This window comes from Pseudomonas sp. NY15356 (assembly GCF_048068175.1).
In the GTDB taxonomy this organism is placed as follows: domain Bacteria; phylum Pseudomonadota; class Gammaproteobacteria; order Pseudomonadales; family Pseudomonadaceae; genus Aquipseudomonas; species Aquipseudomonas putida_K.
The window spans coordinates 37,919-54,996 of sequence record NZ_JBLUPW010000018.1; the positions used below are offsets into that span (position 1 = coordinate 37,919).

Sequence of the window (17,078 nt, forward strand, 5' to 3'; positions counted from 1 at the left end):
ATGAACCTTTTTGACTTCTTTCGTGGCAGACAGAAACAAAGCAGCGCGTCGGTAGCGAAAGAGCGTCTACAGATCATCGTGGCGCACGAACGCGGCCAGCGCAGCGAACCGGATTACCTGCCTGCCCTGCAGAAAGAGCTGCTGGAAGTGATCCGCAAGTATGTGAACATCGGCAGCGACGACGTGCATATCGAACTCGAGAACCAGGGTAGCTGCTCCATCCTGGAGCTGAACATCACCCTGCCTGATCGCTGATCCGGTCCTCTCGGACCACCTCTGTGGGAGCGGGCTTGTCCCGCGATTGTGCAAGCCCCGGCTGACGCAATCGCGGGACGAGCCCGCTCCCACAGTGTTTTTTGAGAACACACCATAATGCCGTTGTCGAACATCCAGATCCTCTTCGAGGATGCCGCCGTCCTGGTGGTCAACAAGCCCACCCTGCTGCTGTCGGTGCCGGGCCGCGCCGAGGACAACAAGGACTGCCTGATCACCCGCCTGCAGGAAAACGGCTACCCCGATGCCCTGATCGTCCATCGCCTGGACTGGGAGACCTCCGGCATCATCCTGCTGGCCCGCGATGCCGACAGCCATCGCGAGCTGTCGCGCCAGTTCCATGACCGCGAGACCGAGAAGGCCTACACCGCCCTGTGCTGGGGCCAGCCGGCCTTGGACAGCGGCAGCATCGACCTGCCCTTGCGCTACGACCCGCCGACCAAGCCGCGCCATGTGGTGGACCATGAGCACGGCAAGCATGCCCTGACCTTCTGGCGCGTGCTCGAGCGTTGCGCCGACCATTGCCGGGTGGAGCTGACCCCGATCACCGGTCGCTCGCACCAGTTGCGCGTGCACATGTTGTCGATCGGCCACCCGCTGCTGGGCGACCGGCTGTACGCCAACCCCGAGGCGCTGGCGGCCCATGAGCGGCTGTGCCTGCATGCCTCGATGCTGAGCTTTACCCACCCGGTGTCCGGGGAGCGCCTGAAGTTCGAGTGCCCGGCGCCGTTCTGAGGCGCGTGCTCCCTGTGTCAGCCCAATTTGCCGTCCAACTGCGCTAAACTCGCGCCACTGCTGTCTGGAGTGAGTTATGCGCGATTCCCTGAATGCTGGCCTGATCGATTTCCTCAAGGCTTCCCCGACGCCCTTCCATGCCACCGCGAGCCTCGCCCAGCGCCTGGAGGCCGCCGGCTACCAGCGCCTGGACGAACGCGACAGCTGGGCCACGGTGCCCGGTGGCCGCTACTACGTCACCCGCAACGACTCCTCGATCATCGCCATCAAGCTGGGCAGGCAATCGCCCCTGATCGGCGGCATCCGCATGGTCGGCGCCCATACCGACAGCCCTTGCCTGCGGGTCAAGCCACAGCCAGAACTGCAGCGCCATGGTTTCCTGCAGTTGGGCGTCGAAGTCTATGGCGGCGCCCTGCTCGCCCCCTGGTTCGACCGCGACCTGTCCCTGGCCGGCCGGGTCACCTTCCGCCGCGACGGCAAGGTCGAGAGCCAGCTGGTGGACTTCAAGCTGCCGATCGCGGTGATCCCCAACCTGGCCATCCACCTCAACCGCACCGCCAACGAAGGCTGGGCAATCAACCCGCAGACCGAGCTGCCGCCGATCCTGGCCCAGGTTGCCGGTGACGAGCGCGTCGACTTCCGCGCCCTGCTCACCGAGCAGCTGGCCCGCGAGCACGACCTCAACGCCGACGTGGTGCTGGACTATGAGCTGAGCTTCTATGACACCCAGGACGCCGCACTGGTCGGCCTGAACGGCGACTTCATCGCCGGTGCCCGCCTGGACAACCTGCTGTCGTGCTACGCCGGCCTGCAGGCGCTGCTGGCCGCCGACAGCGATGAGACCTGCGTGCTGGTATGCAACGACCACGAGGAAGTCGGTTCCTGCTCGGCCTGCGGCGCCGATGGCCCGATGCTCGAACAGACCCTGCAACGCCTGCTGCCCGACGGCGACGACTACGTGCGCACCCTCCAGCGCTCGCTGCTGGTGTCGGCCGACAACGCCCACGGCGTGCACCCCAACTACGCCGACAAGCATGACGGCAACCATGGGCCCAAGCTCAACGCCGGGCCCGTGATCAAGGTCAACAACAACCAGCGCTACGCCACCAACAGCGAGACCGCCGGGTTCTTCCGCCACCTGTGCATGGCCGAGGAAGTGCCGGTGCAAAGCTTCGTGGTACGCAGCGACATGGGCTGCGGCTCGACCATCGGCCCGATCACCGCCAGCCACCTGGGCGTGCGCACCGTCGACATCGGCCTGCCGACCTTCGCCATGCATTCGATTCGCGAACTGTGCGGCAGCCACGACCTGGCGCACCTGGTGAAGGTGTTGACCGCGTTCTATCGCAGCCGCGAGTTGCCCTGAAACCACACCGCCCGATCGCCGGCAAGCCGGCTCCCACAGGGATTTCGCAAGTCTTGAGAGCGGCGTAATCCCGGTGGAAGCCGGCTTGCCGGCGATGGGGACAACACCTAACCCGGATCAATGCCCACGGCTGCTCAACCCGCTATGCTTACTACATTGACATCATGTAGAAGGATGCCTGTTCATGTCGCCGTTCCTTTCCCTGTTCCTGCCGGTGTTCATCGGCCTGCTGCTGTTGACCATCGGCTTCAGCCTGCGCGAACGCAATGTCGGCGTGCTGATGATGTGGATCGGCACCCTCGGCATCTTCGGCATCATGTGCTGGAAGATCCTCGCGAAACTGGCCTGAAAAATCCTCTACACTGCGGCAATCGTTTGCCCTGAGGTAGATTTTCGGTGCCTGCCCTCCTGCGTTGCCTTGCCCTGCTGCTGTTTTTCTTCATCGCTCCCGCCCAGGCCGCCGGCCTGCCCGGCCTGCTCGGTGCGGGCAAGCCTGCGCAACCGGAAGCGACGCAACCCTTGGGCCAGTCGCTGGACGAGGTGATCAAGAACCTGGAGAACGACCAGCAGCGCACCCAGTTGCTCAACGACCTGAAGAAACTGCGCGATGCCACCAAACAGTCGCAGCCCAGCGCCGAACAAGGCGTACTGGGCCTGATCGGCGGTGCCCTGCATGACCTGGAGAAGCAGTTCAGCGGTGAGGCCAGCCCGTTCCGGCGTTGGTCGATGGAGATCGACCAGGCCCAGGACGAACTGGCGGCCTTGGTGGTGCCGGTGCATCAATGGCCGGCGATCCTGTTCGGCTTTGCCGCGATCATCGCGGTCTGGAGCCTGCTGGCCTACACCTTCAACTGGATCGGCCACCGCGTGCGCCTGCGCTTCGGCCTGAGCGAAGAGCTGCCGCAGCACCCACGGACCTGGGACCTGGTGCGCTTCGCCTTGCGCAAGTTAGGGCCATGGCTGGTCGCCTTGGTATTCACCGTTTACCTGAGCTTCGCCCTGCCCTCCTCGCTGGGCAAATCGCTGGCCATGGTGCTGGCCTATGCGCTGGTGGTGGGCACGCTGTTCTCGGCGATCTGCGTGATCGCCTTCTCCCTGCTCGACGGCCCCCATCGCCACCAGGCCTTGCACATCCTGCGGCGCCAGGCGTTCCGCCCGCTGTGGTTGATCGGCAGCTTCGCCGCGTTCGGCGAGGCGATGAGCGACCCGCGCATGACCACCGCCCTGGGCAGCCACCTGGCCCACGCCCTGGCGACCCTGGCCAATGTGGTGGCGGCAATATGCACGGGCCTGTTCATCCTGCGCTTCCGCCGCCCCATCGCCCATCTGATCCGCAACCAGCCCCTGTCGCGCCGCCTGACCCGCCGCACCCTGAGCGACACCATCGAGATCCTCGGCAGCTTCTGGTTCGTGCCGGCGTTGATCCTGGTGGCGATCTCACTGTTCGCCACCTTCGTGTCCGCCGGCGACACCAGCACAGCCCTGCGCCAGTCGCTGATGTGCACGGTGCTGGTGGTGGTGTGCATGGTGCTCAACGGCCTGGTGCGCCGCCACGCCGCCAACCCCAGGCGGGCCAACCGGCGCCAGGAGGTCTACGCCGAGCGCCTGCGCAACTTTGCCTATGCGCTGGTGCACCTGTTCATCTGGCTGGTATTCATCGAACTGGGCCTGCGGGTCTGGGGGCTGTCGATGATCAATTTCGCCGAGGGCAGCGGGCATGAAGTCAGCGTGCGCGTGCTGGGCCTGGCCGGGACCTTGATCGCTGCCTGGCTGGTCTGGATCCTGGCCGACACCGCCGTGCACCATGCTCTGGTGCGCTCGCGCCGAGGCCTGGCCAATGCCCGCGCGCAGACGATGATGCCGTTGATCCGCAACGTGATGTTCGTGGCGATCTTCATCATCGCGGTGATCGTCGCCCTGGCCAACATGGGCATGAACGTCACCCCGTTGCTGGCCGGTGCCGGTGTCATCGGCCTTGCCATCGGCTTCGGTGCCCAGTCACTGGTGGCGGACCTGATCACGGGGCTGTTCATCATCATCGAGGACTCCCTGGCCATCGACGACTACGTGGATGTCGGTGGCCACCTGGGCACGGTGGAGGGCCTGACCATCCGTACCGTGCGCCTGCGGGATATCGACGGCATCGTGCATACCATTCCGTTCAGCGAGATCAAGAGCATCAAGAATTACTCGCGCGAGTTCGGCTACGCGATCTTTCGCGTGGCGATCCCGCACAGCATGAACATCGACCAGGCCATCACGTTGATCCGCGAGGTGGGGCAGAAGCTGCGCAACGACCCGCTGATGCGGCGCAATATCTGGTCGCCGCTGGAGCTGCAGGGGGTGGAGAGTTTCGAGTCGGGGTCGGCGATCCTGCGGGCGCGGTTCAAGACGGCGCCGATCAAGCAGTGGGAGGTGTCGCGGGCGTTCAACCTGGCCTTGAAGCGGCAGCTGGATGAGGCGGGGCTGGACCTGGCGACGCCGCGGTTGTCGGTGCAGGTGGTGACAGCCGGCGGGGGTGGCATGAGCGAGGCTGGCGGGGCTGCCAGCTAGGGCCGCTTCGCGCCCCTACCCCACCTCTGCCCGGATGCGAATCGCATCATGCCGCCAATACTCCAGGTCGCAATCGATCACATGCCCATGCTGGTCGCTGTTGACCCGCGTGACGTGCAACCCCGCACTGCCCGCTGAAACCTTCAGCGCCGCCGCAGCCGCCCCCGGCAAGGCCGTGGGCAGGATCTCGAAGCACACCCGCCCGTAGCGGATGCCGAACTCACGGGCATAGATCTCGGTCAGCGACTGCCCCAGGTCCTGGTCCAGGATGCCGGGGAAATACCGCGGGTTGAGGTAGTGCTCGGCATACAGCACCGCCCGCCCATCGATGCGCCGCAAGCGGCAGATACGCACCACGCTCGAAAGCGCCGACAACCCCAGCCGCGCACAGATCGCCGCCGGCGCCGGCTGCAACCGCGCCGACAACAGCTCGGTGCCCGGCTCCCGCCCCTGGGCACGCACCATGGCATGGAAATGGCTGCGCTCGACCAGGTCGTAGGTCAGCCGCTCGGGCGCCACGAACCAGCCCCGGCGCTCCTCCCGGTAGATCAACCCCTGCGCCTCCAGCTGTACCAGCGCCTCGCGCAAGGTGATACGCGTGGTATCGAACACCTCGCTCAACTTGCGCTCGGCCGGCAGCTTGCCCCCCGGGGCCAGCAGGCCGTGTTCGATCTGCTCCTGCAACGCATGGCAGATGGCTGTTACCGCGCGCGGTGGCGTCGATTGCATCGAAGGTTACCTATCTGGACTAGTCCAGCCCCAGAACAGGGCCATTGGAGATTAGCGCAAGCCTAGGCACAGCCCATGAACATCCTGTGACAAAGCCCTCGTCCCGCTCCTGGCAGGACAGGCCCAGGCCCCGGGATTCAAGGCCTGGGATCTGGTCTACGCTGTAGTGCCAGGGCCCCGGAGCGCATTTTCACGCCCAGGCCTTACATCAAACTGTCACGCAACCGGCCTACCTTGGCTCGAGGTTTGCTGACCTAGACCACACGTTCGCAAGCATGGGTTTCCTCACATCACAACACTGCAAGGCCCTACCAAAGGAGCTTCGGATGAAAACGTTCTTCATGGCGTCACTGCTCGGCTCGACCATCGCCCTGTGCACTGCGGCCATGGCCGCCGGTACCGACCTCAAGGCCCTGGAAGAGGCCGCCCGCAAGGAAGGTGTGATCAACAGCGTGGGCATGCCCGATGCCTGGGCCAACTGGAAAGGTACCTGGGCGGACCTGGCCAGCAAGTACGGCCTCAAGCACAGCGACACCGACATGAGCTCTGCCCAGGAAATCGCCAAGTTCGACGCCGAGAAGAGCAACGCCAGCGCCGACATCGGCGATGTGGGCGCCGCCTTCGGCCCCATCGCCGTGACCAAGGGCGTGACCCAGCCCTACAAGCCAAGCACCTGGGACCAGGTGCCCGCCTGGGCCAAGGACCAGGACGGCCACTGGGCCCTGGCCTATACCGGCACCATCGCCTTCATCATCAACAAGGATCTGGTCAAGGAAGGCGAGCGCCCGAAAACCTGGCACGACCTGGAAAAAGGCACGTACAAGGTCGCCATCGGTGACGTCGGTACCGCCGCCCAGGCTGCCAACGGCGTACTGGCCGCCGCCATCGCCTATAAAGGGGACGAAAGCAACATCGAGCCGGGCCTGCAGCTGTTCACCAAGCTGGCCCAGGACAAGCGCCTGTCGCTGGCCAACCCGACCATCCAGACCCTCGAGAAGGGCGAAGTGGAGGTCGGCGTGGTGTGGGACTTCAATGGCCTGAGCTACCGCGAGCAGATCGATCCCAAGCGCTTCGAGGTGCTGATCCCCTCCGACGGTTCGGTGATCTCCGGCTACACCACCATCATCAACAAGTACGCCAAGCATCCCAACGCCGCCAAGCTCACCCGTGAATACATCTTCAGCGACGCCGGCCAGACCAACCTGGCCATCGGCCATGCCCGACCGATTCGCGCCGAGCACCTGAAGCTGCCGGCCGAGGTGCAGGCCAAGCTGCTGCCCAACGAGCAATACAGCGCGGCGCAGCCGATCAAGAATGCCGAGGCCTGGGAAGCGACCTCCAAGAAACTGCCGCAGATGTGGCAGGAGCAAGTGATCATCGAGATGGAATGACGGCCTACCTATCCAATGCCTGAACTGCCCTTTCGCGGGTAAACCCGCTCCCACAGGTACACCGCACGCCTCGAGGCCCGTGAGCGCCTGTGGGAGCGGGTTTACCCGCGAAGAGGGCGCCACGGTCAACGACTGGAGTCCCCATGCAACACAACGTCATCCTGGTCCTGCTCGACGGCCTCAACCACCAGGTCGCCCACCATGCCATGGGCCACCTGCACGCCTATGTCGAGGCTGACCGCGCCGCGCTGTACCGCATCGAATGCGAGCTGCCGTCGCTGTCGCGGCCCCTGTACGAATGCATCCTCACCGGCGTGGCCCCTATCGACAGCGGCATCGTGCACAACAACGTCAGCCGCCTGTCCAACCAACGCAGCGTGTTCCACTACGCCCGCGAAGCGGGCCTGGGCACCGCGGCGGCGGCCTACCACTGGATCAGCGAGCTGTACAACCGCTCGCCCTTCGACCCGCTACGTGACCGTCATACCCATGCGCCGAAGCTGCCCATCCAGCACGGGCTGTTCTACTACGCCGACCACTACCCCGACTCGCACCTGCTGGCCGACGCCGAGTACCTGCGCCGTCGCCATGCTCCGAACTTCCTGCTCGTGCACCCGATGAACATCGATGACGCCGGCCATCGCCATGGCCTGGACAGCAGTCAGTACCGCAACACCGCGCGCAGCGTCGACATCCTCCTGGCCGACTACCTGCCACGCTGGCTCGAAGAGGGCTACCAGGTGCTGGTGACCGCTGACCATGGCATGAACAACGACCGCTCGCACAACGGCCTGCTGCCCGAGGAGCGTGAAGTGCCGTTGTTCGTGTTCGGCGAGGCGTTCAGCCTCGACCCTGCAGCCAAACCCTTGCAGACCGAGCTGTGCGGCACGATCTGCGAACTGCTGGGCGCAGCCCACGACAAGCCGGTCTGCCGGGAGCTGCTCAAGTGAATACCCGCCCTCGCGGCCGCTACCTGGCCCTGCTCTGCCTGCTGCCGTTCGCCCTGTTCTTCATCGTGTTCCAGATCGCCCCGCTGGCCTGGGTGGCCATCAACAGCCTGCAGAGCGAAAGCGGCTGGGGGCTGGCCAACTTCAACAAGGTGTTCGCCTCCAAGTTCTACCTGCAGGCGCTGCAGCGCAGCCTGGAGATCAGCTTCTGGTCGAGCCTGTTCGGCATCGTCATCGCCACCCTCGGCGCCTACTCCCTGCGCCAGGTGGACTCGCGCCTGCGCGACTTCGTCAGCGCCTTCGCCAACATGACCAGCAACTTCGCCGGGGTACCGCTGGCGTTCGCCTTCATCATCCTGCTGGGCTTCAACGGCGCGCTGACCTTGCTGCTCAAGCAGGCCGGCCTGTTGGAAGACTTCAGCATCTACTCCAAGAGCGGCCTGATCCTGGTGTACACCTACTTCCAGATCCCCCTCGGTGTGCTGCTGCTCTACCCGGCCTTCGACGCCCTGCGTGAAGACTGGCGCGAGTCCGCGGCACTGCTGGGTGCCAACCACTGGCAGTACTGGCGGCACATCGGCCTGCCGGTGCTGGCCCCTGCCCTGCTGGGCACCTTCGTCATCCTGCTGGCCAACGCCCTGGGCGCCTATGCCACGGTCTATGCCCTGACCACCGGCAACTTCAACGTGCTGCCGATCCGCATCGCCGCCCTGGTGGCCGGCGACATCACCCTCGACCCGAACCTGGCCAGCGCCCTGGCGATGGTGCTGGTGGGGTTGATGACGTTGGTCACGGTGGTCCATCAATGGCTGCTCAAGAGGAGCTACCATGCGCGCTGAACCTCGCGGCAACCTCTACCACCGGGTGGTGGTGTACCTGCTGTTCATCATCCTGCTGCTGCCGTTGGCCGGCACCTTGCTCTATTCCCTGGCCACCAGCTGGTCGGCGAGCCTGCTGCCCAGCGGCCTGACCTTCAAATGGTACCTGGCGCTGTGGAGCGAACCGCGCTTCCTGGCGGCCTTCGGCCAGTCACTGCTGGTATGCGTCGGCGCGCTGGTGCTGTCGGTGGTGCTGATCCTGCCGCTGTTGTTCGTGGTGCACTACCACTTCCCGCGCCTGGATGCGCTGATGAACATCCTCATCCTGCTGCCCTTCGCCGTGCCGCCGGTGGTGTCTTCGGTGGGCCTGCTGCAGCTGTACGGCAGCGGGCCGATGGCCATGGTCGGCACACCATGGATCCTCATCGGCTGCTACTTCACCATCGCCTTGCCGTTCATGTACCGGGCCATCACCAACAACCTGCAGGCGATCAACCTGCGCGACCTGATGGACGCCGCCCAACTGCTGGGCGCCAGCACCTGGCAGGCGGCCTTGCTGGTGGTGCTGCCGAACCTGCGCAAGGGCCTGATGGTGGCGTTGCTGCTGTCGTTCTCGTTCCTGTTCGGCGAGTTCGTATTCGCCAACCTGCTGGTGGGGACCCGCTATGAGACCTTGCAGGTCTACCTGAACAACATGCGCAACAGCAGCGGCCATTTCAACAGCGCACTGGTAATCTCCTACTTCGCCTTCGTGCTGGTGCTGACCTGGGTCGCCAATCGCCTGAACAAGGACAAATCCTGACATGAGCTTCGTCAGCGTACAGAAACTGCACAAAAGCTACGCCGGCAGCCCGGTGTTCCATGACATCGACTGCCAGATCGAACGCGGCGAGTTCGTCACCCTGCTCGGCCCTTCCGGTTGCGGCAAGTCGACTCTGCTGCGCTGCATCGCCGGGCTGACCCCGGTGGACAGCGGCCGCATCCTGCTCGACGGCCAGGACCTGGTGCCGCTCAGCCCGCAGAAACGCGGCATCGGCATGGTGTTCCAGAGCTATGCGCTGTTTCCCAACATGACCGTGGAGCAGAACGTCGCCTTCGGCCTGCGCATGCAGAAGACCCAGGCCGACGAGAGCCTGGTGCGGGTGCGCGAGGCCCTGGAACTGGTGGAGCTTTCCAGCTTCGCCGGGCGCTACCCGCACCAGCTGTCGGGCGGGCAATGCCAGCGCGTGGCCCTGGCGCGCTCACTGGTGACCCGCCCGCGCCTGCTGCTGCTCGACGAGCCGCTGTCGGCCCTGGATGCACGCATCCGCAAGCACCTGCGCGAACAGATCCGCGCCATCCAGCGCGAGCTGGGCCTGACCACCATCTTCGTCACCCATGACCAGGAGGAAGCGCTGACGATGTCTGACCGCATCTTCCTGATGAACCAGGGTCGCATCGTCCAGAGCGGCGATGCCGAAACCCTCTATACCGCGCCCGTGGACCTGTTCGCCGCAGGCTTCATCGGTAACTACAACCTGCTCGAGCCGGACACCGCCAGCCGCCTGCTGCAGCGCCCCGTGGCCAGTCGCCTGGCGATTCGCCCGGAAGCCATCAGCCTGCGCCTGGAAGGTGAGCTGGACGCCCAGGTACGCAGCCACAGCCTACTGGGCAACGTCATCCGCTACCGGGTAGAGGTGCGTGGCGTGGAGCTGGTGGTGGACGTGCTCAATCGCTCGTCGGCCGACCTGCACGCCGACGGGCAGCGGGTATCCTTGTCGATCGACCCCACGGCGCTACGAGAAGTGGCCTAGGAGAACAACGCAATGGCATTGGCAATTTTCGATCTGGACGAAACCCTCATCCAGGGCGACTGCGCCTCGCTGTGGAGCAAGCAGATGGCCCAGCTGGGCTGGGTGGACGGCAAGGAATTCCTGCGCCGCGACCAGGAGCTGATGGAGGCCTACGGCAAGGGCCACCTGAAGATGGAGGAGTACATGGCCTTCAGCCTGGAACCGATCGCCGGGCGCACCCTCGAGGAGGTGGAGCACCTGGTCGAGCCCTGGGTCGAGGATGTGATCGAGCCGATCATCTATGGCGACGCCTGCCGCTGCATTGCCGAGCACCGCAAGCGCGGTGACCGGATCCTGATCATCTCCGCCTCGGGGACCCACCTGGTCGGGCCGATCGCGGCACGCCTGGGGGTGGACGAATACCTGGCGATCGAGCTGGAGGCGGTGAACGGGGTGTATACCGGCAAGACCCATGGGGTGCTGACCTACCGCGAGGGCAAGATCACCCGCTTGCTGGAGTGGCTGGACCAGGAGCAGGAGAACCTGGAAGGGGCGAGCTTCTATTCCGACTCGCGCAATGACCTGCCGTTGCTGCTGAAGGTGGACCACCCCCATGTGGTCAACCCGGACCCGGTGCTGCGTGAGCATGCCGAGGTCAATGGGTGGCCGATTCTGAGCTGGAGCTGAGATCCCGGGGGCGCTTTGCGCCCCTTTCGCGGCACAAGGCCGCTCCTACACAGAATCGCGTCGCCCTGTAGGAGCGGCCTCGTGCTGCGAAAGGGCTGCAAAACAGCCCCAGCGATCTCAAGCCAAACCAGGATCGATCACCAGCACCAGCTTGCCCGACACCTGGTTGCTCGCCAGCTCCGCATACGCCGCCTCGGCAAACGCCACCGGGTAGGTGTCCACCAACTGCGGCGACAGCCGCCCTTCGCCGAACAACGGCCACACCTGCTGCACCAGCTCGCGCAGCAGCTCGCCCTTGAATTCATCGCTGCGATTGCGCAAGGTCGAGCCGGTGACCTGTGCCCGCTTGGCCAGCACCTGCGCCAGGTCCAGCTCGACCTTGCGCCCGCCCATCAGGCCGATGATCACCCAGCGCCCGTCGCGGGCCAGCAATTCGAGGTTCATTTGCCCATAGCTGGCGCCCACCGGGTCGAGGATCACATCGAACGGCCCGAACGCCTTCAGCTCGTCCAGGTTCTCGTTGCGCACCACGCCACCGGCAGCCCCCAGCGCCTGGCAATAGGCCAGGCGATCCTGCGAGCCGACACTGACCCACACCGGGTTGCCGAATGCCTTGCACAGCTGGATCGCCGCCGAGCCGACGCCACTGGCACCTGCGTGCACCAGCACCTTCTCGCCGGCCTTCACCGCGCCCAGCTGGAAGATGTTCAGCCAGGCCGTGGCATACACCTCGGGCAGCGCCGCCGCCTCGTGCAGGCTCAAGCCCTCGGGCACCGGCAGCACGTGGCGGGCATCGACCACCACTTCCTCGGCCATGGCGCCACTGGTCAACAGCGCGCAGACCCGGTCGCCCACGCGCCAGTCGGCCCCGGCGCCCACTTCCTCGACCACCCCTGCGCACTCCAGGCCCATGTAGGGGCTCGCGCCGGGCGGCGGCGGGTACAGGCCTTTCATCTGCAGCAGGTCGGCGCGGTTGAGTCCCGCTGCGGCCACACGAATACGCACCTGGCCTGCGTCACAGGTCGGGCGCTCGGCTTCGACCCAGGCCACATGTCCGTCAACGCCTTGCAATGCCTTCACAGTGCCTCCATAGTTGAGTCATGACTGAGCCCGGGATCGCCATGTCCCGGGCTTTTTGCAGTATGCGTCCGGCTCTTGTGGAACCGGCGAACGGAAAAGACGGCCTACTATGCGTGATCAATTGCCTTTACGTCGAATCAGCATGAAGCATTTCCTGCCCAGCACTGCCCTCGCCCTCCTGATCGGCCTCGGCAGCCTCACGCTCGGTGGCAATGCGGCGGCCGCCAACAAGTGGGACAGCCTGCAGCCTGACCGTGACGAGATCGTCGCCAGCCTGAACGTAGTGGAGCTGCTCAAGCGCCACCACTACAGCAAGCCGCCGCTGGACGATGCCCGTTCGATCATCATCTACGACAGCTACATCAAGCTGCTCGACCCCTCGCGCAGCTACTTCACCGCCGCCGACATCGCCCAGTTCGACAAGTGGAAGACCCAGTTCGACGATTTCCTCAAGAGCGGTAACCTCGAACCCGGCTTCACCATCTACAAGCGCTACCTGGACCGCGTGAAATCGCGCCTGGACTTCGCCCTGGCCGAGCTGGCCAAGGGCGTCGACAAGATGGACTTCACCACCAAGGAAACCTTGCTGGTCGACCGCGAAGATGCGCCCTGGATGAAGAACGAGGCCGAGCTCGACGACCTGTGGCGCAAGCGCGTCAAGGACGAAGTGCTGCGCCAGAAGCTCGCCGGCAAGGATCCCAAGCAGATCCAGGAAACCCTGACCAAGCGCTACAAGAACCAGCTGTCGCGCCTGGACCAGACCCGTGCCGAGGATATCTTCCAGGCCTATATCAATACCTTCGCCCAGTCCTACGACCCGCACACCAACTACCTGTCGCCGGACAACGCGGAAAACTTCGACATCAATATGAGCCTGTCGCTCGAAGGCATCGGCGCGGTGCTGCAGAGCGATAACGACCAGGTCAAGATCGTGCGCCTGGTGCCGGCAGGCCCGGCGGCCAAGACCAAGCAGGTGGCACCGGCCGACAAGATCATCGGCGTGGCCCAGGGCGACAAGGAAATGGTCGACGTGGTCGGCTGGCGCCTGGACGAAGTGGTCAAGCTGATCCGCGGCCCGAAAGGCTCGGTGGTCCGCCTGGAAATCATCCCGGCCAGCAACGCGCCGAACGACCAGACCAGCAAGGTGGTATCGATCACACGCGAAGCGGTCAAGCTCGAGGAGCAGGCTGCCAAGAAGTCGGTGCTCAAGCTCAAGCAAGACGGGCGCGACTACAAGCTGGGCATCATCGAGATCCCGGCCTTCTACTTGGACTTCAAGGCCTACCGCGCGGGCGACCCTGACTACAAGAGCACCACGCGCGACGTGAAGAAACTGCTCACCGAACTGCAGAAGGAAAAGGTCGACGGCGTGGTCATCGACCTACGCAACAACGGCGGCGGCTCCCTGCAGGAAGCCACCGAACTGACCAGCCTGTTCATCGAGAAAGGCCCGACGGTGCTGGTGCGCAACAGCGATGGCCGCGTCGACGTGCTCGAAGACGAGAACCCCGGCGCCTTCTACAAGGGCCCATTGGCGCTGCTGGTCAACCGCCTCTCGGCCTCGGCCTCGGAGATCTTCGCCGGCGCCATGCAGGACTACCACCGCGCGCTGATCATCGGCGGCCAGACCTTCGGTAAAGGCACCGTGCAGACCATCCAGCCGCTCAACCATGGCGAGCTGAAGCTGACCCTGGCCAAGTTCTACCGGGTTTCCGGGCAGAGCACCCAACACCAGGGCGTGCTGCCGGACATCGACTACCCGTCGATCATCGACACCAAGGAGATCGGCGAGAGCGCCCTGCCCGAGGCCATGCCATGGGATACCATCCGCCCCGTGGTACGCCCTGCGGTCGACCCGTTCAAGCCGTTCCTGGCCGAACTCAAGGCCCGTCATGACGCGCGCAGCGCCAAGGACCCGGAATTCGCCTACATCCGTGACCGCCTGGCCCTGACCCAGAAGCTGATGAACGAGAAGACCGTCAGCCTCAACGAGCAGGAACGCCGCGCACGCCACGACGAAATCGAGGCCAAGCAACTGGCGCTGGAGAACGTTCGTCGCAAGGCCAAGGGCGAGGAGCCGCTCAAGGAACTGAAGAAAGAAGACGAGGATGCCCTGCCGATCGAGGACGAGGACACCAAGCCTGAGGACGATGCCTACCTGGCCGAGACCGGGCGCATCCTGCTCGACTACCTGAGCTTGAATTCGCAGGTGGCCAAGCACTGAGGCCTATGACGCACCCGCGTCATCATGAAAAAGGGGCGAACACGATAGGTGCTCGCCCCTTTTTCATGATGCCGCGGGACTACTGCAGGTCGACATTCAGGCTCGGCGTACCAAAGGCCGCCAGGGAGGCGTTGGAGCCTTCGAAATAGCCTTTCCAGAATGCTTGCAACTGCTCCATGGTCTTGCCGGATCGATAGGCCTGCTTGACATCCTTGGTCACCAGGCCAGCGCCAACGACATACACCCTGGCACCTTGTAGGTCGGCGAACAGGTGCTTGTCGCCCACTCGCTTGAGCTCTACAGACGAGTCAAGATTTCGGATCCGGCTGTTGGCGTAGAAGCTGCCGAAGTCGCTGTTTTCCAGCATGTCCGAGAGCAGGAGGATGACCCGGTCGTTCGCCGGTCGGCTCGCCAGATCGCTCCCGATGTCGCGCAGCGAGTGGAAGATCTCGCTGCGGGGAATATCCTCGTTCGCCTCGCGCAGGGTCTGGACGAATATCTGGCCGAACTTCTTCTGCATGAACGCCTGTTGCTGCGCCACGCACTTGTCGAACGCGCGCAACGACTGCATGCCGACATCGTCGCGTATCTCGCCTTGCAGGGGCGCGTTTAACTCGCCGGCAAAGCGCAGCTGCATGAACTGCCCGGGCAGGAAGGCCGAGAAGCTGTACAAGCGCAGCTTGTCACCAGGGCCGACAAAGCGATTGATCTGCGCCCAGGTGGCTTTCTGGATACTTTGCGGCATGGGCACAGTCTGGTCGACGATTACGGTCAGTTCTCGCCCCGAACCAGCCTGGCGAAATGCATCGATCTTGGCATATGCGTAGCAGTCAGGCACGTCGTTGCGCTCCCCCGCTTGGATGAGGGCAGGCAGCCAGAGCAGCAGAGCCAGCAGCGATTTGAGTTTCATTCAGACGCCTTCGAAGTCTTTGAGCAGCTTTTGTTCGGCACGCAAGGCCAACACGGCGGCCACATCGTAGCCCTTGTTCTGGCACACAGTGCGCAATTGTTCTTCGCTATAGACCGTCAGGTCTTTGCTGCGCAGGGCATCCAGCGGAGTGCTGGCGCCTGCCGGCTGCGGCGACGCAATGGCCGGTTCCTTGGCCACGGCCGGTGCCACGATGCCCACGGCTGCAGGCGCCGAGCCACCCTGCGCGACCATCGGGCGAGCAGGCGCTGCCGGTGCGGCATCTACTTCCACCGACTTGTGAGTGATGTTTTCTTCCTGCATGCGGCGCACGTAGGCATTGAAGTCACGGCTCTGAGCACCACTGATGGCAAGGGCGACATCCGGGTCGGTGGTCGGGCGGCGCGACAGTTTCATCTGCAGCATACGCAGCTTGTGATCGGCGTGGGCACTGATCTTGATGCGCTGGTTCTCCATCCAGCGCTCCAGCTCCGCGGCGTTGTTGAAGGCGTGGGTGTACTCCCAGGCTTTCTTCGACTCCACCCCGGCAAAGCCGAAGATCGACGCCAGCCAGACACTCACCGCCTGAATGGCCACGTAGATCACCGAGAGCACGACGAAAGTGATCAGCGAAGCGCTGCGAATGGCATCCATCTTGTCGGTCAGGGTGCTGTCGTTGGCCTCCTGATTGAGCGTGGCCGATTCTTCAGGGAGTTCGAAAGGGCTGGCATTGCCCTCGAAGCTCTGTTGGGCGAAGACATCGGGGTTGCCAACCATTTCGGTCTCGATGCTCTTGAGCTGGTAGGCACGAATGCCAAAAGCGGCGCAGGCCATGATGACCACCACCAAGGCGCAGCCGACGATCCAGCCCCGCTTGGGCGTTACGGTATGGTTGGTGTTCAGGCGGGCCAGGATACGGTTGTAATCCTTGGCGCCCATGTCTTTGTAGGTGTCCTTGATACGCAGGGTGGGTTGCTGCTTGAGCGCACTACTGCCGCGCTCCGGATCGCTCTCCCACCAGTGGCGCGCCTTGCTCACCAGGGTGTTATGGTGAATCGCACGGCCTGCGGCCTCAGCAAAGCCCGCGGAGATAATCGACAGCAGGAAGGCCGCCATCCAGCCGAGATAGGTCTGGTCGTTGCTCGATAGATTCTGGTTGATGAATGGCACCAGCACATAGGCGAAACCGACCGCCTCGAAGAGAATCAACAGGAAGATCAGCACCAGCACCCAGAGCGGTCGCTCACGACGATCGCTCTCGCCGATGGCATCCAGATAGGCTTCGCACTTGTTGTAGTAGTCGGCGTTCTTCTCACCGACATCCTGGTAATAGTCGTAGTAGGCATTGCACAGCGAGGTCTCGCTGAGCAGCCATTTGCGATTGTCGGCGCTGGTGCTGCCGCGGGCCAGGCGTGCGACGGTACCGACCAACGGCATCCCGTGCCAGACCCGCATCGCGAAGTAACCGACCTTGTCCCAATAAATCTTGATAGCGATGATCGCCAGCAGCGTGGAAATCACCACTCCACTGATCAACTTGTTGGCCCATGCGAGGGCCATCAAGGCATTGAAGCTGAATTCTTCCATTTGTATTCC

At 64.1% G+C, this 17,078-nt stretch carries 16 protein-coding genes; 12 read left to right on the forward strand and 4 right to left on the reverse strand.

What is annotated here, in order from left to right; all coding sequences use genetic code 11:
- The 5 genes from minE (at position 1) to ACNFCI_RS15485 (ending at position 4,927) form a co-directional block, all read left to right on the forward strand.
- A complete protein-coding gene (gene minE, locus ACNFCI_RS15465) occupies positions 1-255 on the forward strand; it encodes a cell division topological specificity factor MinE (protein ID WP_043206650.1) in 255 nt (84 codons plus the stop codon).
- 117 nt (positions 256-372) lie between these two features.
- Positions 373-1,008 carry an RluA family pseudouridine synthase gene (locus ACNFCI_RS15470; protein WP_084854874.1) on the forward strand — a complete coding sequence of 212 codons (636 nt, stop codon included), beginning with the start codon at positions 373-375 and terminating at the stop codon, positions 1,006-1,008.
- A 76-nt stretch (positions 1,009-1,084) separates the two neighbouring features.
- On the forward strand, positions 1,085-2,374 hold the full coding sequence (locus ACNFCI_RS15475) for a M18 family aminopeptidase (RefSeq protein ID WP_084854873.1): 1,290 nt from the start codon (positions 1,085-1,087) through the stop codon (positions 2,372-2,374).
- Positions 2,375-2,558: 184 nt separating this feature from the next.
- On the forward strand, positions 2,559-2,723 hold the full coding sequence (locus ACNFCI_RS15480; RefSeq protein WP_172402951.1) for a hypothetical protein: 165 nt from the start codon (positions 2,559-2,561) through the stop codon (positions 2,721-2,723).
- Positions 2,724-2,770: 47 nt separating this feature from the next.
- A complete protein-coding gene (locus ACNFCI_RS15485; protein WP_368829860.1) occupies positions 2,771-4,927 on the forward strand; it encodes a mechanosensitive ion channel family protein in 2,157 nt (718 codons plus the stop codon).
- Between the two features lie 15 nt (positions 4,928-4,942).
- Here the strand turns inward: ACNFCI_RS15485 and ACNFCI_RS15490 are convergent, their stop codons facing one another.
- A complete protein-coding gene (locus ACNFCI_RS15490; protein ID WP_368829861.1) occupies positions 4,943-5,656 on the reverse strand; it encodes a UTRA domain-containing protein in 714 nt (237 codons plus the stop codon).
- Positions 5,657-5,982: 326 nt separating this feature from the next.
- Between ACNFCI_RS15490 and ACNFCI_RS15495 the strand changes: the two genes are divergently transcribed.
- The 6 genes from ACNFCI_RS15495 (at position 5,983) to ACNFCI_RS15520 (ending at position 11,271) form a co-directional block, all read left to right on the forward strand.
- Positions 5,983-7,047, forward strand: a complete 1,065-nt coding sequence (locus ACNFCI_RS15495; RefSeq protein WP_084854870.1) for an ABC transporter substrate-binding protein — start codon at positions 5,983-5,985, stop codon at positions 7,045-7,047.
- A 143-nt stretch (positions 7,048-7,190) separates the two neighbouring features.
- Positions 7,191-7,997 carry an alkaline phosphatase family protein gene (locus ACNFCI_RS15500; RefSeq protein ID WP_368829862.1) on the forward strand — a complete coding sequence of 269 codons (807 nt, stop codon included), beginning with the start codon at positions 7,191-7,193 and terminating at the stop codon, positions 7,995-7,997.
- A complete protein-coding gene (locus tag ACNFCI_RS15505) occupies positions 7,994-8,833 on the forward strand; it encodes an ABC transporter permease (protein WP_084854868.1) in 840 nt (279 codons plus the stop codon). The genes ACNFCI_RS15500 and ACNFCI_RS15505 overlap by 4 nt, the downstream gene beginning before the upstream one ends.
- Positions 8,823-9,614: an ABC transporter permease gene (locus tag ACNFCI_RS15510; protein WP_084854867.1), complete on the forward strand. Its 792-nt coding sequence runs from the start codon at positions 8,823-8,825 to the stop codon at positions 9,612-9,614. Before ACNFCI_RS15505 ends, ACNFCI_RS15510 begins: the two co-directional genes overlap by 11 nt.
- Before the next feature lies 1 nt (position 9,615).
- A complete protein-coding gene (locus ACNFCI_RS15515; protein ID WP_324818195.1) occupies positions 9,616-10,605 on the forward strand; it encodes an ABC transporter ATP-binding protein in 990 nt (329 codons plus the stop codon).
- A gap of 12 nt (positions 10,606-10,617) precedes the next feature.
- Positions 10,618-11,271 carry an HAD family hydrolase gene (locus ACNFCI_RS15520; RefSeq protein WP_416768046.1) on the forward strand — a complete coding sequence of 218 codons (654 nt, stop codon included), beginning with the start codon at positions 10,618-10,620 and terminating at the stop codon, positions 11,269-11,271.
- 117 nt (positions 11,272-11,388) lie between these two features.
- Here ACNFCI_RS15520 and ACNFCI_RS15525 read toward each other — a convergent pair whose 3' ends face one another.
- A complete protein-coding gene (locus tag ACNFCI_RS15525) occupies positions 11,389-12,351 on the reverse strand; it encodes an NAD(P)H-quinone oxidoreductase (RefSeq protein ID WP_368829863.1) in 963 nt (320 codons plus the stop codon).
- A gap of 142 nt (positions 12,352-12,493) precedes the next feature.
- Between ACNFCI_RS15525 and ACNFCI_RS15530 the strand changes: the two genes are divergently transcribed.
- Entirely contained in the window at positions 12,494-14,575 is a 2,082-nt protein-coding gene (locus tag ACNFCI_RS15530; RefSeq protein WP_172402950.1) for a carboxy terminal-processing peptidase, read from the forward strand.
- A 79-nt stretch (positions 14,576-14,654) separates the two neighbouring features.
- On the opposite strand, the gene ACNFCI_RS15535 is transcribed toward ACNFCI_RS15530, so the two are convergent.
- Both ACNFCI_RS15535 and ACNFCI_RS15540 read right to left on the reverse strand, forming a co-directional pair.
- Complete coding sequence (locus ACNFCI_RS15535; RefSeq protein WP_368829864.1) at positions 14,655-15,485, reverse strand: hypothetical protein; 831 nt, start codon at positions 15,483-15,485, stop codon at positions 14,655-14,657.
- A complete protein-coding gene (locus tag ACNFCI_RS15540) occupies positions 15,486-17,069 on the reverse strand; it encodes a hypothetical protein (RefSeq protein ID WP_368829865.1) in 1,584 nt (527 codons plus the stop codon).
- Between the last annotated feature and the right edge of the window lie 9 nt (positions 17,070-17,078).